Annotated in this window: 20 protein-coding genes and 1 tRNA gene; 11 read left to right on the top strand and 10 right to left on the bottom strand. The window is 63.8% G+C overall.

Going from position 1 to position 26,622, the window contains the following annotated elements; all coding sequences use genetic code 11:
* The first annotated feature begins 62 nt into the window (after positions 1-62).
* The 5 genes from LOZ74_RS15950 to LOZ74_RS15970 all read left to right on the top strand — a co-directional run bounded on the left by LOZ74_RS15950 (position 63) and on the right by LOZ74_RS15970 (position 7,965).
* Positions 63-3,665 carry a LamG domain-containing protein gene (locus tag LOZ74_RS15950; protein WP_230293931.1) on the top strand — a complete coding sequence of 1,201 codons (3,603 nt, stop codon included), beginning with the start codon at positions 63-65 and terminating at the stop codon, positions 3,663-3,665.
* Positions 3,662-4,846 carry an aldose epimerase family protein gene (locus LOZ74_RS15955; RefSeq protein WP_230291996.1) on the top strand — a complete coding sequence of 395 codons (1,185 nt, stop codon included), beginning with the start codon at positions 3,662-3,664 and terminating at the stop codon, positions 4,844-4,846. The genes LOZ74_RS15950 and LOZ74_RS15955 overlap by 4 nt, the downstream gene beginning before the upstream one ends.
* Before the next feature lie 104 nt (positions 4,847-4,950).
* The gene (locus LOZ74_RS15960; RefSeq protein ID WP_230291997.1) at positions 4,951-5,265 is read left to right on the top strand and encodes an L-rhamnose mutarotase; all 315 of its coding nucleotides are present in this window, start codon (positions 4,951-4,953) and stop codon (positions 5,263-5,265) included.
* A gap of 10 nt (positions 5,266-5,275) precedes the next feature.
* Positions 5,276-6,388: a glycoside hydrolase family 105 protein gene (locus LOZ74_RS15965; protein WP_230291998.1), complete on the top strand. Its 1,113-nt coding sequence runs from the start codon at positions 5,276-5,278 to the stop codon at positions 6,386-6,388.
* Positions 6,389-6,447: 59 nt separating this feature from the next.
* The gene (locus LOZ74_RS15970) at positions 6,448-7,965 is read left to right on the top strand and encodes an MFS transporter (protein ID WP_230291999.1); all 1,518 of its coding nucleotides are present in this window, start codon (positions 6,448-6,450) and stop codon (positions 7,963-7,965) included.
* Between the two features lie 102 nt (positions 7,966-8,067).
* Here the strand turns inward: LOZ74_RS15970 and lldD are convergent, their stop codons facing one another.
* The gene (gene lldD / locus LOZ74_RS15975) at positions 8,068-9,228 is read right to left on the bottom strand and encodes an FMN-dependent L-lactate dehydrogenase LldD (RefSeq protein ID WP_230292000.1); all 1,161 of its coding nucleotides are present in this window, start codon (positions 9,226-9,228) and stop codon (positions 8,068-8,070) included.
* Entirely contained in the window at positions 9,225-9,986 is a 762-nt protein-coding gene (locus LOZ74_RS15980; protein WP_230292001.1) for an SDR family NAD(P)-dependent oxidoreductase, read from the bottom strand. Before LOZ74_RS15980 ends, lldD begins: the two co-directional genes overlap by 4 nt.
* A 184-nt stretch (positions 9,987-10,170) precedes the next feature.
* Between LOZ74_RS15980 and rhmD the strand changes: the two genes are divergently transcribed.
* From rhmD to LOZ74_RS16000, 4 genes are read left to right on the top strand one after another with little or no spacing between them, the layout of a single operon-like run.
* Positions 10,171-11,358 carry an L-rhamnonate dehydratase gene (rhmD, locus tag LOZ74_RS15985; protein WP_230292002.1) on the top strand — a complete coding sequence of 396 codons (1,188 nt, stop codon included), beginning with the start codon at positions 10,171-10,173 and terminating at the stop codon, positions 11,356-11,358.
* Between the two features lie 55 nt (positions 11,359-11,413).
* Complete coding sequence (locus LOZ74_RS15990) at positions 11,414-12,265, top strand: fumarylacetoacetate hydrolase family protein (RefSeq protein ID WP_230291149.1); 852 nt, start codon at positions 11,414-11,416, stop codon at positions 12,263-12,265.
* Positions 12,262-13,011, top strand: a complete 750-nt coding sequence (locus tag LOZ74_RS15995; RefSeq protein WP_230291148.1) for an SDR family NAD(P)-dependent oxidoreductase — start codon at positions 12,262-12,264, stop codon at positions 13,009-13,011. Before LOZ74_RS15990 ends, LOZ74_RS15995 begins: the two co-directional genes overlap by 4 nt.
* A 17-nt stretch (positions 13,012-13,028) precedes the next feature.
* Entirely contained in the window at positions 13,029-13,994 is a 966-nt protein-coding gene (locus tag LOZ74_RS16000) for an amidohydrolase (protein WP_230292003.1), read from the top strand.
* A 30-nt stretch (positions 13,995-14,024) separates the two neighbouring features.
* Here the strand turns inward: LOZ74_RS16000 and LOZ74_RS16005 are convergent.
* The 6 genes from LOZ74_RS16005 to lgt form a co-directional block, all read right to left on the bottom strand.
* Positions 14,025-14,098 (bottom strand) — tRNA-Gly (locus tag LOZ74_RS16005).
* Between the two features lie 163 nt (positions 14,099-14,261).
* Positions 14,262-15,116 carry a cytochrome c1 gene (locus LOZ74_RS16010; protein ID WP_230292004.1) on the bottom strand — a complete coding sequence of 285 codons (855 nt, stop codon included), beginning with the start codon at positions 15,114-15,116 and terminating at the stop codon, positions 14,262-14,264.
* 31 nt (positions 15,117-15,147) lie between these two features.
* Positions 15,148-16,422, bottom strand: coding sequence for a cytochrome b/b6 (locus tag LOZ74_RS16015; protein WP_230292005.1), 1,275 nt, complete (start codon positions 16,420-16,422; stop codon positions 15,148-15,150).
* Positions 16,423-16,434: 12 nt separating this feature from the next.
* Positions 16,435-17,013 carry a ubiquinol-cytochrome c reductase iron-sulfur subunit gene (gene petA, locus LOZ74_RS16020; RefSeq protein WP_230292006.1) on the bottom strand — a complete coding sequence of 193 codons (579 nt, stop codon included), beginning with the start codon at positions 17,011-17,013 and terminating at the stop codon, positions 16,435-16,437.
* Positions 17,014-17,189: 176 nt separating this feature from the next.
* Complete coding sequence (locus LOZ74_RS16025; protein WP_370638846.1) at positions 17,190-18,260, bottom strand: class I SAM-dependent methyltransferase; 1,071 nt, start codon at positions 18,258-18,260, stop codon at positions 17,190-17,192.
* A gap of 11 nt (positions 18,261-18,271) precedes the next feature.
* The gene (lgt, locus tag LOZ74_RS16030; protein ID WP_370638847.1) at positions 18,272-19,138 is read right to left on the bottom strand and encodes a prolipoprotein diacylglyceryl transferase; all 867 of its coding nucleotides are present in this window, start codon (positions 19,136-19,138) and stop codon (positions 18,272-18,274) included.
* A gap of 208 nt (positions 19,139-19,346) precedes the next feature.
* Between lgt and LOZ74_RS16035 the strand changes: the two genes are divergently transcribed.
* Together LOZ74_RS16035 and LOZ74_RS16040 are read left to right on the top strand one after the other, a co-directional pair.
* Complete coding sequence (locus tag LOZ74_RS16035; RefSeq protein WP_230292008.1) at positions 19,347-22,094, top strand: [protein-PII] uridylyltransferase; 2,748 nt, start codon at positions 19,347-19,349, stop codon at positions 22,092-22,094.
* A gap of 181 nt (positions 22,095-22,275) precedes the next feature.
* Entirely contained in the window at positions 22,276-23,535 is a 1,260-nt protein-coding gene (locus LOZ74_RS16040) for a VacJ family lipoprotein (RefSeq protein ID WP_230292009.1), read from the top strand.
* 16 nt (positions 23,536-23,551) lie between these two features.
* Here LOZ74_RS16040 and gltX read toward each other — a convergent pair whose 3' ends face one another.
* Both gltX and LOZ74_RS16050 read right to left on the bottom strand, forming a co-directional pair.
* The gene (gltX, locus tag LOZ74_RS16045) at positions 23,552-24,901 is read right to left on the bottom strand and encodes a glutamate--tRNA ligase (protein WP_230292010.1); all 1,350 of its coding nucleotides are present in this window, start codon (positions 24,899-24,901) and stop codon (positions 23,552-23,554) included.
* Positions 24,902-24,921: 20 nt separating this feature from the next.
* Entirely contained in the window at positions 24,922-26,583 is a 1,662-nt protein-coding gene (locus tag LOZ74_RS16050) for an NAD+ synthase (RefSeq protein WP_230292011.1), read from the bottom strand.
* Between the last annotated feature and the right edge of the window lie 39 nt (positions 26,584-26,622).

A 26,622-nucleotide genomic window follows, 5' to 3' on the forward strand; every position in this document is an offset into this window, starting at 1 on the left:
GTGAAAGGGCGCCATCAACCTCTCCGGATGGCGCCCTTTCTTTTCGCGGCATTGTGCTGCGGATGATCGGCCAGTCGATGACGAAGCCCTTTCTCTCATTCCCGACACCCTGCTTGCTGGGCGCGATATGGTCCCTGCGGGGCAGGACATGCTCCCTGTGGGGCAGGACATGGACCGCACTTGCGGCCGCCATGCTGGCCTGTCCGGCCCATGCTGCCGCGCAGGACCAGGCAGATGGCATCGCGCCGATCTTCGCCATGGACGCCAGCACGGGCAGCAGCGCACAGCAAGCGGGTGGCGCGCCCGACCCCGTTTTCGCACGCGGCGTATCGGTCGTTCCCGATGGTGCATCGGGCCCCGCCCTGGCGCTTGATGGCGATCTGACGCTCGCATGGTCTGCCCCCGGCAATATCTATGCGCAGCGCGGCACGGTCGCCTTTGCCATCCGGCCCGACGACGCATTCGACGAAGCCCCCGTCACCCTGTTTCGCGTGGCCAGCGCCGATTCGACCAGCTGGGATTTCACTTTCCTGCGGATCGACTGGAACGGTCAGGGTTACGATGCTTTCGTTACCGACACCAATCTGCGCCGCACCCGCATATCATGGCGGTCGGACACAGCGCCAAAGGGTAGCGACTGGGTCCGTATCGCCTTTGCATGGGACGAAGCACAGGGCGCCAGCCTGTGGATCGACGGCAAGAACGTGGGCCATGCCGCGCCGACCGGCCTGTTCGATCAGGCGCTGTTCGGCTTTGGCCCGTTCCAGCGCGTCATCAGCCCGCAAAAGACCGAGAGCGCCTATAATGGCATACGCGCGGGCCAGCTGGACGAGCTGCTGATCTATGACCGCATGCTGGATGACACGGCCGTGGCGCGCATCGCGTCAGGCGGCAAGACGGTTGTCGCCGCCACCCCTCCCCGCACACCGCGGACAGTTTGGGACCGGCGCTATGGCTGGGATCATGCGGGCAGGCCGGGGTCGTCGGCTGCGGATGAAATCCTGTCGGTGCGCAAGGTCGAATTCACCGATACGCGCGATCAAAAGGCCCGCGCCTTTCGCGGTGCCGACGGCATTCGGGAAACGACTTGGCCGGGCGTTTACAACCGGTCGCGGCTGACAGGGCGGACCGATTATTTCATCCTGCCCGACTGGAACAGCTACTCGACCTCGGGCCGTCGGTACGATCTGACCCTGCCTGACGAGGCGTGGAACCGGATCGAAATCGCGGGCGCGGCCAGCGGGTCGCTGGAATGGAGCGACGGCACGGCGAAAGCGTCGGCCATCCTGCAACGGCCCGATGGCGTGGAGCGGACTGGCAGCACGCTGACCGATCGGCGCGGCGGCACGCTGTTTTTCGTGAATGCAGTGCCCGAAACGCCGATACAGGAAATCGCCGCCTATCATGTGCGATCGGTTGCCAGCCTGCCGCCAGCGTGGCGGCAACTGGATTACACAGTCGACACCGGCGCCGCGCCAACGGGATATCGCGCGCTCGACAGCCTGACCTCTGCCTTGCGGCATCGCCGTCCGCCGGACGAGCGTGCCGCTGTCGTTGCCCTGCCCGACGGCGCGCCGCGCGTTGCAGGGTCCGCGCAGAGCGGCGGGCAACCCGTCGTCACGCTGATGGTCCCGTCCGGCTTTCGCGATCAGGCCTATGGCGGCACGGCCAGCCGGTTCGATTACGGCTGGACCAATCTGGACGGCGGGCTGGACGGCATATTGCTGACCTTGCCGCGAATGGACGGACTTGTTTCCGCCGATGCGCGGCAGATGACGCTCAATATCAGATTGCACGATCCGCTGTGGCCCGACCGCGATCTGGTCGATGTCACGATCGCCGTCGATCCGCGCCGCGCGAACCGCATCTGGCTCGACAGCCGCGACCGCATGCTGCGCCATGGCGACAGCATTGCGATGACCATTGCGTCGGACAATCCCGCTTTCGACGCCGCTGCGCTGAACGGAGCGCGCGTATCGCTGCGCTTCAAAACGCGCAGGGAAGCGCTGGCCGAACACATCCCCGACCGGCTGGAGCAGGCCCGCGACCAGTTCGCGTCGATGATCGAGGAAAAGCCCTCCAGCCGCCTCTATCCCGTCTATGACCGGTTCGAGCGCGATGTGACCGATGTGCTGCGCTTCGACCCCGACAATGCGGACGCGCTGGCCCTGTGGCACGAGATGAACCCCGAACAGGGCGCGATGGCCGAACCCGTAATGCCGCCCGTGCCCGATGGCGTGCCTGCATGGGCCTATCGCCAGACCGAGGCGCTGACACTGGCGCGCGAATTCGTCGATTGGTGGATCGACCATCGCCAGATCGGGAATGGCGAGTTGGGCGGCGGGCTGTCCGACGATACCGATTTCGTGAACCAGTGGGTCGGCCTTGCGCTGATGGGGGTAGAGCGCGAACGGCTGATCGCATCGCAGCGCGCGGTGCTGGATGCGACGATCGACAATGGCATGTGGGATGAAGGCATCAACCGGATCACCACCGATCAGCTTCACACTTACGAGGAAGGCATCAACACGCTGGCGCAGGCGATGATGCTGACCCCCGACGATCCCGCGCTGATCGCCATGGCGCATGATGTGGTGCGGCAATATCCGCGCATCATTCGTCGCAATGGCGCAGGCCACGACCATTTCGCAAGCGCGTGGTATTCGGGATCGGAGATCTTTACCGGCGGGCACCTGGGTCGCCAGTATCCCTACAGCTTCCTGATCACCCATCCCGGCCTTTTGCTGGAGGAATATCACGGATCGCCCGCAGCGCGATCCGCAATCCTTGGCGCGCTGGACGGCTGGCTTGCCCATGCCCGGCGCGGGCCCGATGGCGCATGGCATATGCCTGCCGAGATCGACTGGAACAGCGATGCGGGCACGGGCAGCGGTGTCGGCCCCGCGATCCACGATTTCTGGGCGGCATGGCTGTGGACGGGGGACGCGAAATATCTGCGCGCCATCGCGCCCGCGGGCCTGACGCTGGCTTCGGCGTCCAGTCTTCTGTCGATCAATGCCGATGCGCTGGCCTGGCTGCCCGGTGGCGACGTTCTGGCCAGACGGATCGCGGATGGCGCGCTGGTCGGGGCGAGCTCCCGCTTCGACCCCAATCTCGGCACGTCCAGCGATGCCGCCCGCGCGCGGTTCATCGGCTGGCAGATGACCGGCGACAATGACGCGCTGGCGGCGCTCTATGCAGAGGACAATGCGCGTACCCGCGCAAGATGGTATGTGCTGACCGAAGCCGAGCCATGGACCGACCGCGTTGCCGTGCCCGCCGAGTTCCTGCAACGCGCGCGGCTGGGCGGGGTCGCCTTGCTGCGCAATGCCTATTTCCCCGGCCATCTGGTCGAATGGCGGTTTGGCGACCCGCATGCGGCAGAGTGGGTCGGCATCATGATCCCGCGCGGCGATCCCGATCATTTCCGCGTGATCGCGCATAATCTGTCCGATGCGCCGATCCGCGCCGACATGCTGGGCGCGATGCTGCATGCGGGCGAATGGCGCATGACATCGGGCGAGGATGGCGACGGCGACAATCGCGCCGACCGGGCGGAACAGGCCGCCATGGTCCCGCTTTCACGCGGCAAGGGCGTCGAACTGGCCTTTCCCCCGCACCGCACGATGGTGTTCGAATTCACCCGTGAAGGAGACACGCCGTGAAGGCGCTTGCCGTGCTCCTTCTCGTGACCGCGCTGACACCATCGGCGCAGGCGCAAGGCGTGACGCAGCGCGAATATGGCACCTTGCCCGACGGGCGCGAAGTGCATGAATTTACGCTCGACAACGGGCAGGGCATGCAGGTCAGCCTGCTCGATTTCGGCGGGATCGTGACCCGCGTTCTGGTGCCGGACCGCAATGGCGAAACCGATAATGTCGTGCTGGCGCTGCCCGATCTCGACGCGCAGCTGGACCGGCCCAATTTCGGGGCGATCATCGGGCGCTATGCCGGACGGATATCCGGCGGCGGGGTAACGATCGACGGCGTGTTCCACCCGCTCGATGCCAATGCGGCGGGGGTTACCACCCATGGCGGTCCCGGCGGCGCGAACGGCTTCGGTTCGCGCCTGTGGCATGCCGAGGCGGTGCCCATGGCGGATCGCAGCGCCGTAAGGCTAACGCTTGACAGCCCCGACGGCGATAACGGCTTTCCGGGCCGCGTAGAGGTGCAGGTCGTTTTCTCGCTGGGGCCGGACAATGATCTGCGCCTCGACTATCGCGCCACCAGTTCGGCGCCGACGGTGATCAACCTGACGCATCATGCGTTCTTCAATCTGGCGGGCGCGGGCAGCGGGACGATCGACCGGCACTGGCTGCGTCTGGCCGCCCGCAGCTATACCGCGCAGGACGCACGGAACCTGCCCGACGGCACGCTGGCTCCGGTGGCGGGCACGCCGATGGACCTGCGCCAATGGGTCATGCTGGGCGCGCGCATGCGTTCCACCGATGCCCCTGTCGCAGCCGCGCGCGGGTTCGACCATAATTTCGTTCTGGACAGCGATGGCGGCCCCGCCCTTTGCGCCTATGACCCGGACAGCGGGCGAATGATGGTGGTGCACAGCGATCAGCCGGGGCTTCAGCTTTACACCGCCAACGGGTTCGATGGCACACGTGCCGCACTGCGGCGCGACGGCAGCCGGTTCACGCTGCGACAGGGCGACGGTTTCGCGGTGGAAACGCAGCATTTCCCCGACAGCCCGCATCACCCCGGTTTTCCGTCCACCGTGCTGCGGCCGGGGGACGTGTTCACCAGCAGCACCAGCTTTGCCTTTCGCACCCTGCCTGCGGGCGGAACCGCGATGCAGGAGCGCGCAAACTGGGACGCAGCCTGCACCGGATCATGAATTTTGTTCTATATAAGGAAACGCTGTTCCACATTATGGCTTTTCAAACCGGACACACTCGTCCATAGACGGGTCACGGATAATGAATGACGGGAGATGGAAGGGTGGAAACGCACGCCTTCAGGATGCAGCTAAAGCCGGGCATGGCCGACGAATATCGTCGTCGCCACGACGATCTGTGGCCCGAACTGGCCGCGCTGCTGCACGACGCGGGCATCCGCGACTATCACATCTTCCTCGACCCGCAGACGAATGCATTGTTCGCCACGCTGAAGCTGACGGCGGACAATACCCGCGAATCCCTCCCCGCCCATCCGGTCATGCGCCGGTGGTGGGACCACATGGCCGACATCATGGACGTCGAGCCTGACAACAAACCTTGCGAGTGGCCGCTCGCGCATATGTTCACACTTCCCTGAGGAGCTGATCTTGGCCGCCCTTGACCATAATATTCCGCGCGACCAAACTGTCGATGCGATCAAGCGCCTGATGCACAATCTCGTCAATATCAAGGACGAGACGGGCGAATTCCTGCTGCATCTGGAAGACGGACGCATCATCGACACCAAGGGCTGGGCCGGCTGGGAATGGACCCACGGCGTCGGCCTGTTCGGCATGTGGCGCTATTTCGAACAGACGGGCGACGAAACCGCCCTGTCGATCATCAAGCAATGGTTCGAGGACCGGTTTGCCGAGGGCACGCCGACCAAGAACATCAACACGATGGCCCCGTTCATCACGCTGGCCTATCTTTACGAGCTTGAGCCCGATCCGCGCTATATCCCCTATCTCGACACATGGGCCGAATGGCTGATGGCGCCCGACGGCCTGCCCAAGGTCGAGGAAGGCGGATTCCAGCACATCGTCTATAATGACGAGAATCCGGGCGAGATGTGGGACGACACGCTGATGATGAGCGTGCTGCCGCTGGCCAAGATCGGCCTGCTGCTGGACCGCCCCCATTATATCGAGGAAGCCAAGCGCCAGTTCCTCGTCCACATCAAATATCTGTTCGACAAGAAAACCGGCCTGTGGTTCCACGGCTGGAACTTCAACGGTCGCCACAATTTCGCCGAAGCGCTGTGGGCGCGCGGCAATTGCTGGGTAACGATCGCGATCCCCGAGATCATTGAAATCCTGAACCTGCCCGAAGGCGAGGCCTTTCGCACATTCCTGATCGACACGCTGGCAGCGCAGGTCAAGACGCTGGCCGAAACGCAGGACGAAAGCGGGCTGTGGCACACGCTGATCACCGATCCGTCGAGCTATCTGGAAGCATCGGCCACCGCTGGTTTCGCCTATGGCATTCTGAAGTCGGTGCGTAAGGGCTATCTGCCTGCCGAATACAAGGCGGTCGGCCTGAAAGCCGTCGAAGGCGTGCTGGCCAATATCGACGCCGACGGCGAGCTGCAGCAAGTGTCCTTCGGCACGGCGATGGGCGACGATCTGCAGTTCTACAAGGACATCGCCCTGACCTCAATGCCCTATGGCCAGAGCCTCGCGGTCCTCGCACTCGCGGAGTTCCTGCGCAGCTATATCTAAGTCAAACATAACACCGGCCGGATTCCCTCATCCGGCCGGTGATGAGAGGATACGCCCCCATGGCCCTGCTAGGCAGCTTCGCGCCCACCGGCACCCGCCCGATCCGCTGGTATAATTACGCGGCATACGGGTCGAACGACATTCTGGGCGCAGGCTCGATGGCGGTGATCAGCGGCTGGGTGCTGATCTTCTATACCACATTCTGCGGGCTGGAAGCGTGGGAAGCGGGCCTGATCTTTACCGTGGCGCGCGTGCTGGACGCGATCGCCTCTCCGCTGATCGGCCATTTCTCCGACGGGCTGGCGGGCACGAAGATCGGCCGGCTGATCGGCAGGCGGCGCGTGTTCCTGCTGGCGGCGATTCCCTTGCTGCCCAGCTTTGCCATCATGTGGGTTTCGGGGCAGAGCTTCTGGTACTACCTCGTCACCTATGTGCTGTTCGAGCTGGTCTATGCGCTCGAAATCATTCCTTACGAGACGCTGGCCGCCGAAATGGCCAAGGATTACAAGTCCAAGGCGAAATTCGCCGGCATCCGCATCCTGTTCGCGCAGGCCAGCGCGATTCTGGCCGGTTTCCTTCCCGCCATGCTGATCGAGGCATTGGGAGAGGATAGCGCGGATACGTTCCTCTACATGGGCATCCTGTTCTCTGCCCTGTTCATGGTGACGGCGGCTTTCCTCTATCTGTGCAGCTGGGAACGCCCGCCCGAAGAGGTGATGCAGGTGCGCGGGACCGAAGAAAAGCCCAGCATCGCCGCTTCGTTCAAGGCGCTGTACCGCAATCTGTTCTCGACCCTGCGGATCCGCGCGTTCCGCCTGCATCTCGGCATGTATCTGGGCGGCTATATCAGCCAGGACGTGTTCAACGCGGCCTTCACCTTTTTCGTGGTCTTCGCGCTGGCCGGATCGATCTCGATCGCGTCTTCGCTGCTGGGCTTCATGTATATCGTCCAGTTCGTGGCGGTGATGATAGCGATCAATATGGCGCTGCGCTCCTCCCCCTCGCGCGCCTATCAGCTGGCGGCGCTCAGCTTTGCGATCGGCGTGATCGTGCTGCTGGTGATGTGGTCGGCGGGCGTGCGTTCGGGCAATCTGCTGCTGTGGGTGCCGATCGTGTTCGCGGGCCTTGGCCGCGGCGCGCTCAACTATATCCCCTGGGCCACCTATAACTATATGGCCGATGTGGACGAAGCCGTGACGGGCCGCCGCCGCGAGGGGGCCTTTGCGGGCGTGATGACCTTTGTGCGCAAGCTGACCCAGTCGGCCGCCGTCGCCGCCGTGACCGCGATCATGAGCTGGGGCGGTTTCGAATCCGCCGCCAAGGTGCAGAGCGAGCAGGCGATCAACACGCTGGCGCTGGTGCTGGGCATCGGCACGGTGGGCATGCTGATTTTCGGCGTATTCGTCTCTACCCGTTTCAAGCTGAATTCGCAGACGCATGACCAGCTGATGGCGCAGATCGACCGGTTCAAACAGGACCCCGATGCCGCGCCGATCGACGCGGAGACCAAGGTTCTGGTCGAGGATCTGACCGGCTGGCGCTATGACCAGCTGTGGGGCAGGAATAATATCGTCTGACATCGTCGCTAGCCGTGAAAAAGGCCGGCCCCTGCATGCGCGGGAGCCGGCCTTTTCGCCTTTTGGCCTTTTCGCCTTTTCGTATGCCCAACGCTCAGCGTCCTAGGGGCGGACCAGCATGTCCCCGCTGAAATCCGCCACGCGGGTCACGCCCGTCAGCGCCATGGCGACGCGCATCTCCGCCTCGATCAGTTGCAGCACATGGGCCACGCCTTTTTCGCCCGCAGCCGACAGCGCATAGACCCACATCCGGCCCAGCAATACGAAATCCGCGCCCAGCGCCATCATGCGCACGACATCAAGGCCAGACCGCACCCCGCCATCGACCAGCACTTTCATCCGGTCGCCCACGGCCTCGGCAATAGGCGGCAAGGCATGCGCGGTGGAAGGCACGCCATCCAGTTGCCGCCCGCCATGGTTCGACACCACGATCCCGTCGGCACCGATTCCCGCCGCGGCCAGCGCATCCTGCTTGTCCAGAATGCCCTTGATGATCACCGGCCCGTCCCAGATTTCACGGATGAATTCCAGATCCTTCCACGAAACGGTGGGATCGAAATTATTGCGCATCCACGCAAAGAAATCCTCCAGCCCCGTGTTCTTGCCCAGCACTGGCGCGACATTGCCCAGCTGGTGCGGACGGCCGTGGATGCCGACGTCCCATGCCCATGACGGATGGGTTGCCCCCTGCCACACGCGGCGCATCGCGCCCATGATCCCCGGTGCACCGGCAAGACCCGAATGGTAATCGCGATAGCGCGAACCGGGCACCGGCATATCGACGGTAAAGACCAGCGCCGAACAACCCAGCGTCTTGGCCTTGTGCAGCAGTTCGCGCATGAATTCGCGGTCGCGGATCATATAGAGCTGGAACCAGAACGGCCCGGTCACGGCTGCGGCCACTTCGTCCAGCGGGCAGGCGGACACGGTCGACAGGCAAAAGGGTATGCCCGCCGCTTCGGCCGCGCGGGCGGCCTGAACCTCGCCGCGCCGCGCATTCATGCCTGCCAGCCCGACCGGTGCCAGCCCGACCGGCAGGCGGTAATCCTGCCCGAAGATCGCGGTCGACAGATCGGTCGACGACACATCGTTCAGCACGCGTTGTCGCAGCGCGATCCGTTCCAGATCGTCGACATTGCGGCGCAGCGTCGCTTCGGCATAGCTGCCGCCGTCGATATATTCGAACAGGAACGGCGGCAGCTTGCGCCGCGCCAGTTCTCGATAGTCGAGTGCGCTCGCCGCCCGCCGGATGCGCCGTGTCATTGCAGGTTCACGAATGCGCCGCCGTCCACCAGCAGCGCCGCGCCGGTGACGTAGTCGGCCAGACCGGATGCAAGGAACACCGTTGGCCCGACCATGTCCTCGGGCTGGCCAAGCCGGCCCAGCGGCACCCGCGATTCCATATATTCGCGCTTTTCCGTATCGGCCAGATCGTCCTTGTTGATCTCGGTCAGGATGGTGCCGGGCAACAGGGCGTTGCAACGGATCCTGTGCTTGCCCAGTGCAATCGCGGTGGATTGCATCAGTGACAGCACGCCCGCCTTGGTCGGGGTATAATGGGTCTGGAATTCGCCGCCCACCAATGCAGAGATCGACGACATGGCGATGATCGAACCGCCCCTGCCCTGCCTTACCATCTGATTGGCCGCAGCCTGCACCATGAAATAGGCGCCGTGCAGGTTCACTTTCATCGTCCGCTCCAGCGTTTCGACCGGCATGTCGAGGAAGGCATGGAACGGGCAGATGCCCGCATTATTCACGAATACGTCAACCGCGCCCAACGCCTCGACCGACTTGGCGACAAATTCGCCTGCCGCTGCCGGATCGGCCACATCGCCCTTGATCGCGATACCCTTGCGGCCCGCGGCCTCGATGCCAGCCAGCGCGGCCTGTGCGCCTTCGTCGTCCGAACGATAATTGATCGCGACATCCGCGCCATGCTGCGCGCAACCGATGGCGACCGCGCGGCCGATGCCTGTCGACGCGCCGGTGACCAGAACCTTCTTTCCTTCAAGCAGCATCGCTCATCCTTCCTATGGGCACCGCATCAGGCGGCGACATTTATCCTTGCGTTCAACGCACCACCCAGCCTTTTCGGGCAGCGTTTCGCACCGCCGGACCGCTAGCAATAAATCCCATTATATGGAAGGGTATCTTGCAAAGTGGAACTATTGCGATCATAGCTGCCGGCAAAGAGGAGGCCTGATGCTACCGAAGATCAAACACGTTCGCGCGTATGTGGCGCGCGGTGCTGGTGCGGATTATCATGACCAGGGTGCTGGTCACTGGATCGACGATCATATTGCGACGCCGATGTCGCGTTATCCGGAATATCGGCAGTCGCGGCAGAGTTTCGGGATCAATGTGCTGGGCACGTTGGTGGTGGAGCTTGAGGCCGAGGACGGGACGATCGGTTTTGCGGTGACGACGGGCGGCGAGCCTGCGTGTTTTATCGTCGAGAAGCATCTGTCGCGTTTCCTGATCGGCCGCAGCCCTGCGGAATACGAGAAGATCTGGGACCAGATGTATTTCTCGAGCCAGTATTACGGGCGCAAGGGGCTGGTGGTGAACGCCATCTCGGGCGTGGACCTTGCGATCTGGGATTTGCTGGGCAAGCTGCGCGGCGAGCCGGTGTATCACATGCTGGGCGGCGCGGTGCGCGACGAATTGCAGTTCTATGCCACCGGCGCGCGGCCCGATCTGGCCAAGGACATGGGCTTTATCGGCGGCAAGCTGCCGCTGCACCACGGCCCTGCCGAAGGGCTGGAGGGGATGGAGAAGAACATCGCCCTTCTGGCCGACATGCGCAGCAAGTGCGGCGACGATTTCTGGCTGATGTACGATTGCTGGATGTCGCTCGACATCGATTACGCGACGCGTCTGGCGCACCGGGCGTGGGACGAATGCGGGCTGAAGTGGATCGAGGAGGCACTGAGCCCCGACGATTACTGGGGCTATGCCGCGCTGAAGAAGAACGCGCCCAAGGGACTGCTGGTGACCACGGGCGAGCACGAGGCGACGCGCTGGGGCTTCCGCATGCTGATGGACATGGACTGCTGCGACATCATCCAGCCCGATGTGGGCTGGTGCGGCGGCGTGACCGAGCTGATCAAGATCGCGAACTATGCCGACAGCCGCGGCGTGATGATGGTGCCGCACGGGTCGAGCGTTTACAGCTATCACTTCGTCATCACGCGCCACAACTCGCCCTTTGCCGAGTTCCTGATGATGCATCCCGGGCCAAGCGAGGTGGTGCCGATGTTCGCGCCGCAATTGCTGGGCGAGCCGGTGCCGGTGAACGGGCGCATCCGCGCCAGCGAGCTTGACCAGCCGGGCTTTGGCGTGACGCTCAACCCCGAGATCGCGCTGCACCGGCCGTTTCCCAACGACTGACCGGCCCAACGACTGACCGGCCGAACGACTGATATTTGAACGAGGACCCATTCCCATGAAACTGTGCAGATACGGCAATCCCGGCGCCGAAAAGCCCGGCGTGATCGACGCGGACGGCAAGATCCGCGACCTGTCGGCCCATGTGGCCGATATCGGCCCCGACGCGCTGGGCGCCGGTGCGCTGGCAAAGCTGGCCGCGATCGATCCGGCCTCGCTGCCGCTGGTCGAAGGCGATGTGCGCTATGGCCCCTGCGTCGCCGGTACGCGCCAGTTCGTGGCGATCGGCCTCAACTATGCCGACCATGCCGCCGAATCGAACCTGCCGATCCCCGAAGAGCCGGTGGTGTTCCAGAAATGGGTCAGCTGCATCCAGGGTCCGAACGATCCGGTGACGATCCCGAAGGATTCGAAGAAGACCGACTGGGAAGTCGAGCTGGGCATCGTGATCGGGACCGAGGCGTCCTATGTGTCCGAGGCGGATGCGCTGGATTACGTGGCGGGCTATTGCGTGATCAACGACGTGTCCGAACGCCACTGGCAGACCGAGCGCGGCGCGACCTGGGACAAGGGCAAGGGCTTTCCCACGTTCGGCCCCGTCGGCCCGTGGATGGTAACCGCCGACGAGGTGGGCGATCCGCAGCAGCTGTCGATGTGGCTGGAAGTCAACGGCAAGCGCGTGCAGGACGGGTCGACCTCGACCATGATCTTCACCGTGGCGCATATCGTGTCCTATCTCTCGCAGTTCATGGTGCTGCTGCCCGGCGACATCATCACCACCGGCACGCCCCCGGGCGTAGGCATGGGCCAGCAGCCCGAGCCCTGGTATCTGAAGGCGGGCGACGTCGTCGAACTGGGCATCGAAAAGCTGGGCCGCCAGCGCCAGGATTTTGTGGCGCATCAGGCATGAGCGGTTTTGCAGGACGCTTCGAAGGGCGCTGCGCCGTCGTAACCGGCGGCGCCTCGGGCCTTGGCAAGGCCGTCGCGCAGCGCATCGTGGCCGAAGGCGGCCGCGTGGCGCTGTGGGACATCGGCGCGGATGCGCTGGCCGCCGCAAAGGCCGAGACCGGCGCGCACGATACGCAAACGCTTGACGTGTCGGACGCCGCTCAGGTGGCCGCGGCCGCCGCGGCCAGCCATGCGGCGCTGGGGCGGGTCGATATTCTGGTCTGTTCGGCGGGCATCACGGGCGCGACCGCGCCGGTGCATGAATATCCGGTCGACAGCTGGCTGCGCGTGTTCGACATCAATGTGAACGGGCTGTTCTATTGCAACCGCGCGCTGGTGCCGATGATGCTGGCGAACGGCTATGGCCGGATCGTCAATGTGGCATCGGTCGCGGGCAAGGAAGGCAATCCCAACGCCAGCGCCTATTCCGCGTCGAAGGCGGCGGTGATCGGCCTGACCAAGTCGCTGGGCAAGGAACTGGCCGGACAGGGCGTGATCGCCAATGCGCTGACCCCTGCCACCTTCGAAAGCCCGATCCTGGCGCAGCTGCCGCAAAGCCAGGTCGATTACATGCGTTCCAAGATCCCGATGGGCCGTCTGGGCGAGGTTGCCGAAAGCGCCGCCATGGTCTGCTTCATGGCCAGCGAGGAGTGCAGCTTTACCACCGCGTCGACCTTCGACACATCGGGCGGGCGCACCACCTTCTGACCCGGAGCCCGTAACGCATGTCCCAACGCCCCGCATCCCGGCCCGTTCTGGTCGATCCGCATGTCCATCTGTGGGACCTGTCGCATATCCGCTATCCGTGGCTGACGCCGCCCTTCGATACGGATAATCCCAATGGCAGCGTCGAACCGATCGCTGTCGATTATCCGCTCGATGCCTATCTGGCGGATGCGAGTGGCCAGGACGACGGCCAGAATGGGGGGCAGGATGACGGGCAGGGCTGGGACGTGCGGGGCATCGTGCATATCGATGCCGGCGCGCATGCGGACGATGCGCTGAAGGAAACGCAATGGCTGCAGGCCATGGCCGACGCGCGCGGCCTGCCCAGCGGCATCGTCGCCTTTGCCGCATTGCACGAGGACGGGGTGGAAGGCCTGCTGGAACGGCACGCCGCCCACCCCAATGTCCGCGGCATCCGCCACATCATCAACTGGCACCCCGATCCCGCGCGCAGCTATGGCGGAGAGGATCTGACCCTGCTGCCCGCATGGGAACGCGGCTTTGCGCTGCTGGCCCGCCATGGGCTCAGCTTCGACCTGCAGCTCTATCCCGGGCAAATGGCGCATATGGCCGCGCTGATCGCGCGCCATCCCGACGTGCAGGTGATCGTCAACCATACCGGCATGGCAATCCCCTCCGATCCCGAGGGATGGGATATCTGGCGCAAGGGCATGCAGGCCCTTGCCGCTCTTCCCAATGTCGCGGTCAAAATCTCGGGCATGGGCTTTACCTATCGCCCCTGGACCACCGATCTCGTCCGCCCCTATGTGCTGGAAACCATCGAAATATTCGGCACAAACCGCGCCATGTTCGCCAGCAACTTCCCCACCGACAAGCTCTTCGACAGCTTCCAGGCACACTTCAATGCCTACGACACCATCACCCGGCAATTCTCCCAAACAGAACGACACGCCCTGTTCGCCCAAAATGCTAACCAAACCTATCGGTTGGGATTGTCGCTCTGAAAATATGGGCTTGAAGAGTCTCGGCAGAGCTGGAGCGGGTAAGGGGAATCGAACCCCTCTAGCTAGCTTGGAAGGCTAGAGCATTACCACTATGCTATACCCGCCCGCTCGATGCCTCATCGGCGCCGCGGTGCTTGCCATTTTGCAGGGGTCTTCGTCAATCGCAGATCGCAGCAAAATCGGCGTTTAAGACGAAATTCGTACGAATGGAAAACGGGCCGCACGGGATGAACCGGCGGCCCTTTTCATGTGCCCTTGCGTGACGCCTTAGTGCTTCACGTTCCGCCACACATTGCGATAGGCAAGGAAGCCCAGCACGGTGGCGAAGATCAGGAACAGCACCACGGGGAAGCCCGTCTGGTGGCGTTTTTGCAGCGTGGGTTCCGCCGTCCAGACCAGGAACGCGGCAACGTCCTTCGCCATCTGGTCGACACTCGCCTCGGTCCCGTCGGCATAGGTCACCTGACCATCGGTGGTCAGCGGCGGCGCCATGGCGAGGTTGAGGTTGGGGAAATAGGGGTTGAAATGCAGCCCGGTCGGGGTCGAGAAGTCGGGGAATTCCTCCTTCAGAACCTTGCCGTCATGTTCATAGCTGTCCGCATCGGCATAGCCGGTCAGCAGCGAGTAAACATAATTGCCGCCATCGTGACGCGCCTTGGTGATCAGCGAAAGATCAGGCGGGATCGCGTTGTTGTTGGCAGCAGCAGCCGCAACCGCGTTCGGATAGGGCGAGGGGAATGCATCGGTCGGCAGCGCCGGACGCATGTTTGCCTCACCCGTGTTGGGATCGATGCCCGGAACCTGCCATGCGGCGGCTTCGGCCTTCACCTCGGCTTCGGAATAGCCCAGCTCTGCCAGATTGCGGAAGGCAACGTGGCGCAGCGAGTGACAGGCCGAGCACACTTCCTTGTACACCTGATAGCCGCGCTGCACCTGTTGCACGTCGAACGTGCCGGTCCAGCCCGCGCTTTGCAGATGCGCATCGCGAGTGTGCAGGTGGAACTCGTGCTCTGCCGTCGGCGGCGTGTCATCGGTCGCCCAGGTATAGGCCCCCACGAGGAAGGTATAAACCAGCACCACGACAAAGCCGAGGCCGACGAAAATTGAAATAAGGCGTGCCATCTTTACGCGTCTTTCTCTTGTCTCGTCAGTCTCAGGCCGAAGCCGCGGTCTGGTCTTTGCCCAGAACTGCTTCGGTAATCGAACCGGGCAGCGGCTTGGGCGTCTCGAACGAGGAGACCAGCGGCAGGATGATGAGGAAGTGGGCGAAATAATACAGCGCCGCGATCTGGCTCATCATGACATAGGGTTCTTCCGCCGGCGCACCGCCGCAATAGAAGAGCACCAGCATTGCGGGGATCAGGCCGAACCAGAAGAACTTCTTGAACAGCGGGCGATACAGGCCCGAACGCACCGGCGAACGGTCCAGCCACGGCAGGAAGAACCAGACGAGGATGGCGGCGAACATCGCGATCACGCCCATCAGCTTGGCCGGAATGAACAGGAAGTCCTGGGTAAAGGCGCGCAGGATCGCGTAGAACGGCCAGAAATACCATTCGGGAACGATATGCGCGGGCGTCGAAAGCGGGTTGGCCGGAATATAGTTATCCGGATGGCCCAGCGAGTTCGGCATGAAGAACACGAACAACGTGTAGAGCACCAGAAACACGCCCAGCCCGAAACCGTCCTTCGCCGTGTAATACGGGTGGAACGGAACCGTGTCCGATTCCTGCTTCACCTCGACGCCGGTGGGGTTCGACGAACCCGGGATATGCAGCGCCCAGATATGCAGGATGACGACACCCGCGATCACGAAGGGCAGCAGGAAGTGCAGCGAGAAGAAGCGGTTCAGCGCGGCATTGTCGGGCGCGAAACCGCCCAGCAGCCAGATCTGCAGCGGCTCGCCCACCACGGGGATCGCGCCGAACAGGCCGGTAATCACCTTGGCGCCCCAAAAGCTCATCTGCCCCCAGGGAAGCACATAGCCCATGAAGGCAGTCGCCATCATCAGCAGGAAAATGACCACGCCCAGCAGCCAGATCATCTCGCGAGGAGCCTTGTAGCTGCTGAAGAAGAAGCCGCGGAAGATGTGGATATAGACCACGACGAAGAAGAAGCTGGCGCCGTTGGCGTGCGCATAGCGCAGCATCCAGCCCCAGTTGACGTCGCGCATGATGTGTTCGGTCGAATCGAAGGCCACCAGCGCGTTGGGCGCGTAATGCATGGCCAGGATCACGCCGGTCACGATCTGCAGCATCAGGCAGAAACCGGCCAGAACGCCGAAGTTCCAGAAATAGTTGAGGTTGCGCGGCACCGGATAGCCCGCGCCGATCGCGTTATAGACGAGGCGGGGGAGCGGCATGCGCTCGTCGACCCACTTCATCACGGGGTTCTTCGGCTCGTAATGCTTTGCCCAGGGGAAGCTCATCGTACTCTATCCTCAGCCCAGAACCACGGTGGTGTCGGAAGTGAATTCATATTCCGGCACTTCCAGATTGAGCGGCGCAGGCCCTTTGCGGATGCGCGCGGCGGTGTCGTAGTGCGAACCGTGGCAGGGGCAGAAATAGCCGCCGAACTCGCCGCGATTCTCACCTTCGGCAGCGCCCAGCGGCACGCAGCCCAGATGGGTGCAAACGCCCATGGTGATCAGCCAGTTGGTCTTGCCTTCCTTGGTCCGCTCTTCCAGCGTTTGCGGATCGCGCAGCGACGAAACCGGCACGGCGTCGGCCTCGGCGATTTCCTTGTCGGTCAGGTTGCGCACGAACACCGGCTGCTTGCGGAACACGGCCTTGATCGCCTGCCCGCGCTCGATCGCGGAAAGATCGATCTCGGTCGTGGATTCGGCCAGCACGTCCTTGGACGGGGCCATCTGGCTGATCAGCGGATACAGCACCGCAAGACCGCCCACGCCCGCAGCGCTGACGGCCGCAATCTCGATAAAGTCGCGGCGGCGAACTGTGGTCTCGCCTTCGCTGGTACCCTCGACGGTCCCTGTGGTGTCGATGGTCGCGTCTGCCATGCCAAATCCCTGAACTGACTGCGCGGAACACAGGATGCGCCCCGCCGCTTCGCTACGAATGTCCCGTCCGACCGCGTCCCGTTTCGCGAAGAATCCACGAAAAGCAGGGCCGCGGCAAACCTCGGTCCGCGCACCCCATAGACACGATGTCGTCATTTTCCAACAGCGATTTTGCGCTATTGTACCGCAGGCGCGAAGCCGGCCCCTTGCGGCCAGTCGTGTGCGGCCAGCGCCAGAACCTTGAAAAGCGTCCCCATCCGCTGGGGTGAGACCAGCCGGTCCAGCGCCTCGCCCACCGGTTTCGCGGCATTCGCATTGGCCCGCGCCAGCGCCGCCGCGCGATGCGCAATGCCCAGCGCCAGCAGGAATTCGCCCTGCGTTCCCATGCCGTCGATCCGGCATCCGGCCATTTGCGCCGCCTGCGCCAAGGCCGCGAAATCGACATGCGCCGTCAGATCCGCCTCGCCCGGATCGGTAAACGGGTCGGTCTTGCGGTGCGCACGCACGGCCTGCAGGCTGGAGCCGGTGAAGGATTGCAAATGCCCGTAATCCACCGCCAGCATCGCGCCCCCCTGCTTCGCGATCCGGCCCGCCAGTTCGCGCATGATGGCACTGGCGGCGGGGCATACCTCTATGATCGTGTGTTCGGGCGCATCGCGGCGGGCATCGGGCACCGCCGCATCCATCGGGCGGTCGCCGGGTACGGGCACGAACCGTTCGCCTGCCATCCCCACCACCATTTCGCGCCAGCCTTCGCCCGTCCGGATCAGCTGGCGCACCGGCAGCGCATCGAAAAATTCATTGGCGAGAATCAGCAGCGGCCGGTCTTCGGGCAGGCTGTCCACGCTGTCGTGGAATGCGGGGGAATATCCGGCCAGCAGCTCGCCCTGCGCCTTGCGCAGAACAGGCGACCCTTCGACCAGATGCACGGGCGGCGTCAGGCCCGCGCCCTTCATCACGCGCAGCGCATCGCGGGCCAGAGTGCCCCGCCCCGGCCCCAGTTCGACATAACAGCCATTTGCCGCGCCCGCCCGCAACGCGATATCGGCCAGCCAGCCGCCCAGCATCTCGCCGAACATCTGGCTGATTTCGGGCGCGGTGATGAAATCGCCCGCCACGCCCAGCGGATCGCGGTGCGCGTAATAATGCGCATTCGCCTCGGACATATATTGCGCCAGCGGAATCGGCCCAAGATGGGCGATGGTCCGCGCGAACCGGTCGGTCAGGCTTGCGTCGGGCCTGTCCACGCCGTCCGCCGTCACGCCGATGCGACGCGGGCGGACGCTCCCTGCGGGGGGCGGATCAGCGCGGTGACGATCAGGGCCAGCCCGATCAGGATCATCGGCATGGTCAGCCACTGGCCCATCGAAAATCCGGTGCGCACCGCGAATTCGGCCAGTTGCTGGTCAGGCTCTCGGAAAAATTCGACCGTAAAGCGCGACAGCCCGTATCCCAGCGTGAAAACACCCACCAAAAGGCCGGTGCGCCAGCGCGCCCTCGTCAGCCAGAACAGGCACAGCAGCACCACGCCCAGTACCAGGCCTTCCAGCAGCGCCTCGTAAAGCTGGCTGGGATGGCGCGCGACCGGACCGCCATGCGGGAACACCATGGCCCACGGCACGTCCGGCCCCGCGGCGCGGCCCCATAATTCACCGTTCACGAAATTCGCCAGTCGTCCGAACAGCAGGCCGAAGGGCACGTTCACCGCGATATAATCGGCCACGCGCATAAAGTTGAGTTTGCCGCGATACGATACCCACACGATCGCCAGCACCGTGCCGATCAGCCCGCCATGAAAGCTCATCCCCCCGTTCCAGACGGACAGTAAAGCCATCGGATCGCCCCACAGCGACGGTTCGTAAAATGTGGCATAGCCCAGCCGCCCGCCAAAAATGATGCCCAGCGTACACCAGAAGAACAGATCCTCGGCATGGCGCTGCGCCAGCGGCGCGCCGGGGGATTTGATCATGCGCGTCAGATGGAAATAGCCCAGCGCAATGCCCGCCAGATAGGCCAGCGAATACCAGCGCAGCGTAAAGAAGCCGAGGTCGATTCCCGGGCGCAGACCCAGGTTTTCCCAGTAAATCGGCGCATTCGCCGCCGCGGCGGCCAGTTCGAGCGACACTCGCATTTCTCCATTTGGCGCACGGGCGATGCTGGTGTCCCGCGGCGCGCGCTCTTTGGCACATGGCGCAGCCCTATGAAAGAGTGCGCTGCCGCGCTTGCCTGTGCAGACGGGCATCTGCAGATTGGCCCCGGCTTGGAAAACGCGCTAGTGCGGCCAATATGTCAGGCAATGGGCCGCACGGCCCGCCCCCAATCGACGGATTTGCATGAGCCAGCCCCGCATTCCCAACCAGCGCGCCATCATCGACCGGAGGAAACTGTCCGCCGCCGTGGATGCCGCGATCGAGGATGCGGGCGGCAAGGTAAAGCGGCCCAAGATCGTCGCATTGTTAAAGGACGCATTGGCGGGCGGCCGCAAGGAGATCGCCGCGCGGCTGGAGGCCGAGCCGTCGGCAGGGCACAAGATGGCGGCGGCGCAGTCGTTCCTGGTCGACCAGCTGATCCGCGTGATCCACGATCATGTCATCACCCATGTCTATCCCGCCGCCAACCGCAGCGCGGGCGAGCATCTGACATTGCTGGCCGTCGGCGGGTACGGACGGGGCGAGATGGCGCCGCAATCCGATGTCGACATCGCCTTCATCACGCCGATCAAGAACACGCCATGGTGCGAACAGGTGATCGAGGCGATCCTCTATTTCCTGTGGGATCTGGGCCTGAAAGTCGGCCACTCCAGCCGCAGCCTCGACGATATGGTCAAGATGGCGAAGCAGGATTTGACCATCCGCACCGCCCTGCTGGAAGGGCGGTTCCTGTGGGGCGATCAGGCGCTCTACGAACGGGCGAGCGAACGGTTCTGGAGCGAAGTCGTCGCGGGATCGGAAAAGCAGTTCGTCGCCGAAAAGCTGCTGGAGCGCGAAGAGCGCCACAAGCGCATGGGCGATTCGCGCTATGTCGTCGAACCCAATGTGAAAGAGGGCAAGGGCGGCCTGCGCGACCTGCACACGCTGTACTGGATCGGCAAATATATCCATAAGGTGCGCACCGCATCCGAACTGGTCGATGCCGGATTGCTGACCCGCGCCGAATATCGCGCGTTCCGCCGTGCCGAGAATTTCTTCTGGGCGGTGCGCTGCCATTTGCACACGATCACGGGGCGCGAGGAAGACCGGCTGACCTTCGACCTGCAGCGCGAAGTGTCTGCCCGGATGAATTTCGTCGACCGCCCCGGCAAGAGCGCGGTCGAGCGGTTCATGCGGTTCTATTTCCTGCAGGTGAAGCGCGTGGGCAGCCTGACCGGCGTGTTCCTTGCCCAGCTGGACGAGCAATTCGCCAAATCGAAACGCCCCAGCCTGATGACACGGCTGCGCGAACGCACGCGCCATGTGCACGGGTTCGAGATAGCGGGCGGCCGCATCAATGTGCCAACCGACGATTTCTTTCAGCAGGACCCTGTCCGGCTGGTCGAGATATTCACCCTCGCCAATGCCGAAGGGGTCGAGGTCCATCCCAATGCCATGCGGCTGGCCGACCGCGATTCGGGGCTGATCGACAACAAGATCCGCCGCGACAAGCGCGCCAATGCCCTGTTCCTCGACCTGCTCACCAGCCGCGACAATCCCGAGCTGGCCCTGCGCTGGATGAACGAGGCCAGCGTGTTCGGCCGCATCATGCCCGAATTCGGCCGCGTGGTCGCGCAGATGCAGTTCGACATGTATCACCACTACACGGTGGACGAACACACGATCCGCGCCATCGGCGCGCTGGCCCGCATCGAATCGGGCGAAAGCGCCGAAAGCCGCCCCACCGCGACCGAGATTATCGGCAAGATCAAGCATCGCCGCGCGCTCTATGTCGCGGTGCTGATGCACGATATCGCCAAGGGACGCGGCGGCGACCATTCGGTGCTGGGGGCCGAGGATGCGCTGAAAGTCGGCCCGCGTCTGGGGCTGGAGGACGAGGAGACCGAGCTCGTCTCATGGCTGGTGCGCCAGCATCTGTTGATGAGCGCGACCGCGTTCAAGCGCGATCTGGCCGATCCCAAGACCATCGCCGATTTCGTGGCAGAGGTACAATCGCTCGAACGGTTGCGCCTGCTTTTGGTGCTGACCGTGGTGGATATCGGCGCGGTCGGGCCGGGGGTGTGGAACAGCTGGAAAAGCCAGCTTTTGACCGACCTTTACTTCGCGGCGGAAGAACGCATCCGCCTTGGCCACAAGAGCGTGGGCCGCGAAAAAGGCGTGGAAGCGAAAAAGGCGCAGGTCGCGGAGCTGCTGGGCGACGATGCCGGTCTGGTCGACAGCGCGGGCGCCGCCATGCTGTCCAGTTACTGGATTGCCGAGGCGCCCGAGGTGATCGTGCCCAATCTGCGCCAGATGGATGCGATGCACGGGCAGCGCGGCCTGTCGATCGAATGCCACTATTCGGAAAACCGCGGCGCGACGCTGGTCACCGTGATCGTGGGCGACCACCCCGGCCTGTTCAGCCGCATCGCGGGCGGTATTCACCTTGCGGGCGGAAACATCATCGACGCGCGTTTCCACACCAGCCGCAATGGCGTCGCGGTCGATAATCTGCTGGTTCAGGACCCGTTGGGCCGCCCGTTTCACGAACAGCACCAGATCAACCGGCTGAAACAGGCGATCGAGGATTCGCTGGCCCACCGGAACGAGCTGGTGCCCGAACTGGCCGCCCGCCCCATGCCGCGCCCGCGCGCCCATGCGTTCATCGTGCGCCCGCGCATCGAATTCGACAATGACGCATCGAACCGCTTTACGGTGATAGAAGTCAGCGCGCGCGACCGCCCCGCCCTGTTGAACCGTCTGGCCCGCGCCCTGTTCGAAGAACGGCTGATGATCCAGTCGGCCCATGTCACCAATTACGGCGAACGGGCCGCCGACACGTTCTATGTCACCGATCTTCTGGGCGACAAGATCCATTCGAAAAGCCGGATGAAAGAGATCGAGGCGAAATTGCTGGAAGCGGTGCAAGCGACCGAGGAAGCCGCCGCGTGACATAAATACTATTCAATACAAATGCTTACGTGCGACATGGGCACAAAGCAGTCAATTATGCATTACCGCATGAGTTCATTCGCGGTTTATACGATCCTGCTACCGCGAGGGATTACCCCGAACACATCGGGCAATTGCGACAGACGGGCGGCCCCGTACGGGCCGGATCAGGTGAGGTGGAATGGTAATTTCGGGTCTGGCGGCGGCGCTTGTCATGGGCGGCGCCGGTGTTGCTGATAATGCGCCGGTATCGGGCAAGGCGGGTTTCGCCCAAAATCTGAACGGCGGATCGCCCGCCGCGATGGCCGTGGCGACGCCGCTGCCGTCCGATGTGCTGCGCGTGCTGGAACGCAAGAGCTTTGCCTTTAGGCAGGACGCCGAACAGCCCCTCCCCTCTCCCGAAGAAGCGGCATCGGCCGGACAGCCCGCCGCCACCGAACCCGAAACCCCGCCTTCTGACGGCGGCGATGTGGCCGACGGGGGCGAAATCATCGTCTCGGGCGAAGTCGGCGCGCCCAAGGGCGACCCTGCCGAACGGATCAATGCCCTCAGCTACGAAGTGGTCGACAAGGTTGATATGGCCGTCGTCGAACCGATCGCCGATGCCTATAGCAGCGGTATCCCCGAACCGGTCCGCGACGGGGTGGATAATTTCCTGTCGAACCTGGGCGAACCGGTCAGCGCGCTGCATTATCTGTTGCAGCTGAAACCGGGCAAGGCGCTGAAAACGCTGGGGCGGTTCGCGATCAACACCACGCTGGGGATTGGCGGGGTTTTCGATGTTGCCGCGAAAGAGCCGTTCGGCATGGAATACGAACCCAATGGCCTTGCCAATACGCTGGGCTATTACGGCGTCGGCCCCGGCCCCTATCTCTATCTGCCGCTGATCGGATCGACCACCGTGCGCGACCTGATCGGGCGGACGGTCGATCTGGCATTTCTGCCCACCGTTGTCGGCAAGCCGTTCAACAGCCCCTATTACGTGATCCCCGCAGGCACGCTCAATTCGCTAAACGACCGCGTGGACAAGGATGCGCAGATCGCATCGGTACGCGACAAATGCGGCGACCCCTATGCGGCGGAGCGCGACCTGTATCTGGTGCAGCGCGCGGCAGAGATCGAGGCGCTGAAGGGCAATCACAACCCCGATCTGGGCGAGATTGGCGAGCGGCTTGAATTCAACTGCGATATCGAGATCAGCGACACGCCCACAGGCGTCACCGAACAGACCGATTTCGTGCGGCAGAGCACGACGCTGATCGACGGGTCTGCCGGTTCCGAAGCCGCGGCGGAAGGCCTGTTCGAGGCCGAACCCGAAGCCGAGACCGAAACCCCCGATGCCGTATCGGTCGAACAGCCTGCTCCGCCAGAAGCACCGGAACCTGCCGAACCCGTGCTGGAATCGCGCCCCGTGGTGCAACCGCTTCCCACCGGCGAGTAAGACCGGCGGGCAGGCGCTATGCCGCCGCCCGCAATCTCTCCACCGTGCGGGCCTGACCGATCAGGGGCAGCAGGGCGTTCATGTCGGGGCCGTGGTCCATGCCCGTCAGCGCCAGTCGCAGCGGCAGGAACAGCGCCTTGCCCTTGCGGCCCGTCGCCTGTTTCAACGCATTGGTCAGCGCCTTCCACGCGCCGGCTTCATCGTTCCAGTCCAGCGCCTGCGCCGCATCGGCAGCGGCCTGCGCGAATGCGGCATCCTCTGCCGATAATTCGGGCGCGGCGACGGGGCCGGTCACGACCGTCCACCATTCATGCGCTTCGGTCACTTTTTCCAGATTCGGCCGGATCGTCAGCCACGCTGCTTCGTCCATCCCCTCTGGCAACAGGCCTGCGACATCGGCGTAGTCCATCGCATGCACCAGCTGCGCATTGATGCGCAGCAATTCCGCATCGTCGAAACGGGCGGGGGCGCGGCCGAATGTCGCCAGATCGAACCCCTGCGCCAGCGCCGCCATGTCATGCTGCGCTTCGACCGGTTGCGACGTGCCGATCCGCGCCAGCAGCGAATTCACTGCCATCGGCTCCAGCCCCTGTTCGCGGAAATCGGCCACGCCCGTCGATCCCAGCCGCTTGGACAGCTTACCCTCGGCACCGACCAGCAAAGCCTCGTGCGCGAAGCGCGGCGGGGTGGCGCTCAGTGCGGTAAACATCTGGATTTGCACGGCTGTGTTGGAGACATGGTCCTCTCCGCGCAGCACATCGGTGATGCCCATGTCGATATCGTCGACACAGCTGGGCAGCATATAAAGCCACGAACCGTCGGCCCGGCGCACGACCGGATCGGACATCGATGCCGCATCGAAATGCTGCGCTTCGCGCACGCCGTCATCCCATGCGATCGGCTCGTCATGGTCCAGCCTGAACCGCCAGTGCGGAGCCACGCCATCGGCGGCGAAACGCGCGTGATCGTCATCGGTCAGTGCCAGTGCCGCGCGGTCATATATCGGCGGCAACTTGCGCCCCAGCAGGATCTTGCGCTTCAGATCCAGTTCCTGCGCCGTTTCATAACAGCGATAGACCCGCCCCGCCGATTTCAGCCGTTCAAAGGCAGCGTCATAGATCGCCAGCCGCGCCGACTGCCTCTCCTCGCCATCGGGGTTCAGGCCCAGCCACGCCAGATCGGCGCGGATCGCGTCGACGTAATCCTCGCGGCTGCGTTCGGCATCGGTATCGTCGATACGCAGCATGAACCGCCCGCCTGCCTGCCCCCTGGCCTTGTGGGCCAGCAGGAAATTATGCAGCGCCGTGCGGATATTGCCGACGTGGAGATGGCCGGTGGGCGAAGGAGCGAAGCGGGTAACGATCATGCCCAGCCCTATAGCGCCATTCAGCCCGAACGGAAGCTGTGCGTGATGGGATAGCGCCGGTCGCGCCCGAAATTGCGCGCGCCCAGTTTCACGCCGGGGGGCGCCTGCCGCCGCTTGTATTCGGCCAGATGCAACAGGCGTTCGATCCGGCGCACGGTCTCGCGCTCGAAACCCTCTGCGACCAGCTGGTCCACGCTCTTTTCATGTTCGACCAGACCGTGGAGAATCCCGTCCAGCACGTCATAGGGCGGCAGCGAATCGCTGTCCTTCTGGTCGGGGCGCAACTCGGCGCTAGGCGGCTTGTCGATGATGTTCTGGGGGATCACCTCGCCCAACGGACCCTTGCCGATCTTGGGCTTGGCGCGGTTGCGCCATTTCGCCAGTTCGAACACGGTCGTCTTATAGGCGTCCTTCAGCGGGTTATAGCCGCCCGCCATATCGCCATAGATCGTGGCATAGCCGACGCTCATCTCGCTCTTGTTGCCGGTCGTCACCAGCATGTGGCCGAACTTGTTCGACAGGGCCATCAATGTCACGCCGCGAATGCGCGACTGGATATTCTCTTCGGTGATGTCGACCTGTGTGTCGGCGAAATCATCCTCCAGCATGGCGTCGAACCCGGCCACCGCGGGCTGGATGGGTATGGTCGACAGGCGGCAGCCCAGCGCCCTGGCGCAGGCTTCGGCGTCGTCCAGGCTTTCCTGACTGGTAAAGCGGCTGGGCAGCATCACGTTCCATACGCGGTCAGCACCCAGCGCATCGACCGCGACGGCGGCGCATAGCGCGCTGTCGATCCCGCCCGACAGGCCCAGCAGCACGCCGGGAAAGCCGTTGTCATCGACATAATCGCGTAATGCCGTAACCATGGCGCAGTAAATATCTTCGGGATGGTCGGCTAGCCTATGCAACGCGCCCGGCACGCAGGACCAGCCATCGCGCCCCTTTACCCAGCGGGTCGAAATCTCGACCTCTTCCCAATCGGGCATTTGCGCGGCCAGCGTGCCATCGGCGTTGATGACGAAACTCGCCCCGTCGAACGCCAGCTCGTCCTGTCCGCCCACGCGGTTCAGATAGGCCAGTGGCAGGCCCGTATCGATCGCGCGCCGCTTGGCCACGCCGTCGATGCGCAGCACGTCCTTGTCGATTTCATAGGGGCTGCCGTTGATGCAGATCAGGATCTGCGCGCCCATATCGGCCAGATGGCGGCACACATCGGGGTGCCAGATATCCTCGCAGATGGGCAGGCCCAGCATCGCGCCGCGGAACAGCACCGGATCGGGCAGATCGCCGGGGGTGAACAGGCGCTGTTCGTCGAACGTGCCGTAATTGGGAAGTTCGTGTTTGAAACGCGTCGCCGTGATGCGCCCGCCATCCAGCAGCGCCACCCCGTTATGCAGCGCCCCGTCGCGCACGAACACGCTGCCGACCAGCATGCCGGGCCCGTCCTCGTCCGTTGCCTTGGCAAGCCGGTCCAGTTCCGCCGCCGCACGCTCTATCAATGCCGGTTTCAGCACCAGATCCTCTGGCGGATAGCCGATGAGGTGCATTTCGGGGAACACGATCAGGTCTGCGCCCGCCGCCTTGGCGCGTTCACGCGCGGCCAGCATGGCTTTGGCATTGCCGGCGATATCGCCGACACGCTGGTTATGTTGGGCGAAAGTGATGGTAAGCGTATCGGCCATATGCATCTTCTAGGAAGCGGGCGCGAAACCGACAACTGC

It is taken from the genome of Croceicoccus sp. Ery5 (assembly GCF_020985325.1).
Lineage (GTDB): Bacteria > Pseudomonadota > Alphaproteobacteria > Sphingomonadales > Sphingomonadaceae > Croceicoccus.

Coding starts and splice junctions, on each gene's coding strand:
- LOZ74_RS15980 (WP_230292001.1), bottom strand. CDS start 9,986: ATGCTGCTTGAAGGAAAGAAGGTTCTGGTCACCGGCGCGTCGACAGGC.
- lldD (WP_230292000.1), bottom strand. CDS start 9,228: ATGACACGGCGCATCCGGCGGGCGGCGAGCGCACTCGACTATCGAGAA.
- gltX (WP_230292010.1), bottom strand. CDS start 24,901: ATGATCGTTACCCGCTTCGCTCCTTCGCCCACCGGCCATCTCCACGTC.
- LOZ74_RS16040 (WP_230292009.1), top strand. CDS start 22,276: ATGGTAATTTCGGGTCTGGCGGCGGCGCTTGTCATGGGCGGCGCCGGT.
- LOZ74_RS15970 (WP_230291999.1), top strand. CDS start 6,448: ATGGCCCTGCTAGGCAGCTTCGCGCCCACCGGCACCCGCCCGATCCGC.
- LOZ74_RS15950 (WP_230293931.1), top strand. CDS start 63: ATGATCGGCCAGTCGATGACGAAGCCCTTTCTCTCATTCCCGACACCC.
- LOZ74_RS16000 (WP_230292003.1), top strand. CDS start 13,029: ATGTCCCAACGCCCCGCATCCCGGCCCGTTCTGGTCGATCCGCATGTC.
- petA (WP_230292006.1), bottom strand. CDS start 17,013: ATGGCAGACGCGACCATCGACACCACAGGGACCGTCGAGGGTACCAGC.
- LOZ74_RS15995 (WP_230291148.1), top strand. CDS start 12,262: ATGAGCGGTTTTGCAGGACGCTTCGAAGGGCGCTGCGCCGTCGTAACC.
- LOZ74_RS15990 (WP_230291149.1), top strand. CDS start 11,414: ATGAAACTGTGCAGATACGGCAATCCCGGCGCCGAAAAGCCCGGCGTG.
- LOZ74_RS16010 (WP_230292004.1), bottom strand. CDS start 15,116: ATGGCACGCCTTATTTCAATTTTCGTCGGCCTCGGCTTTGTCGTGGTG.
- LOZ74_RS16050 (WP_230292011.1), bottom strand. CDS start 26,583: ATGGCCGATACGCTTACCATCACTTTCGCCCAACATAACCAGCGTGTC.
- LOZ74_RS16035 (WP_230292008.1), top strand. CDS start 19,347: ATGAGCCAGCCCCGCATTCCCAACCAGCGCGCCATCATCGACCGGAGG.
- rhmD (WP_230292002.1), top strand. CDS start 10,171: ATGCTACCGAAGATCAAACACGTTCGCGCGTATGTGGCGCGCGGTGCT.
- LOZ74_RS16015 (WP_230292005.1), bottom strand. CDS start 16,422: ATGAGCTTCCCCTGGGCAAAGCATTACGAGCCGAAGAACCCCGTGATG.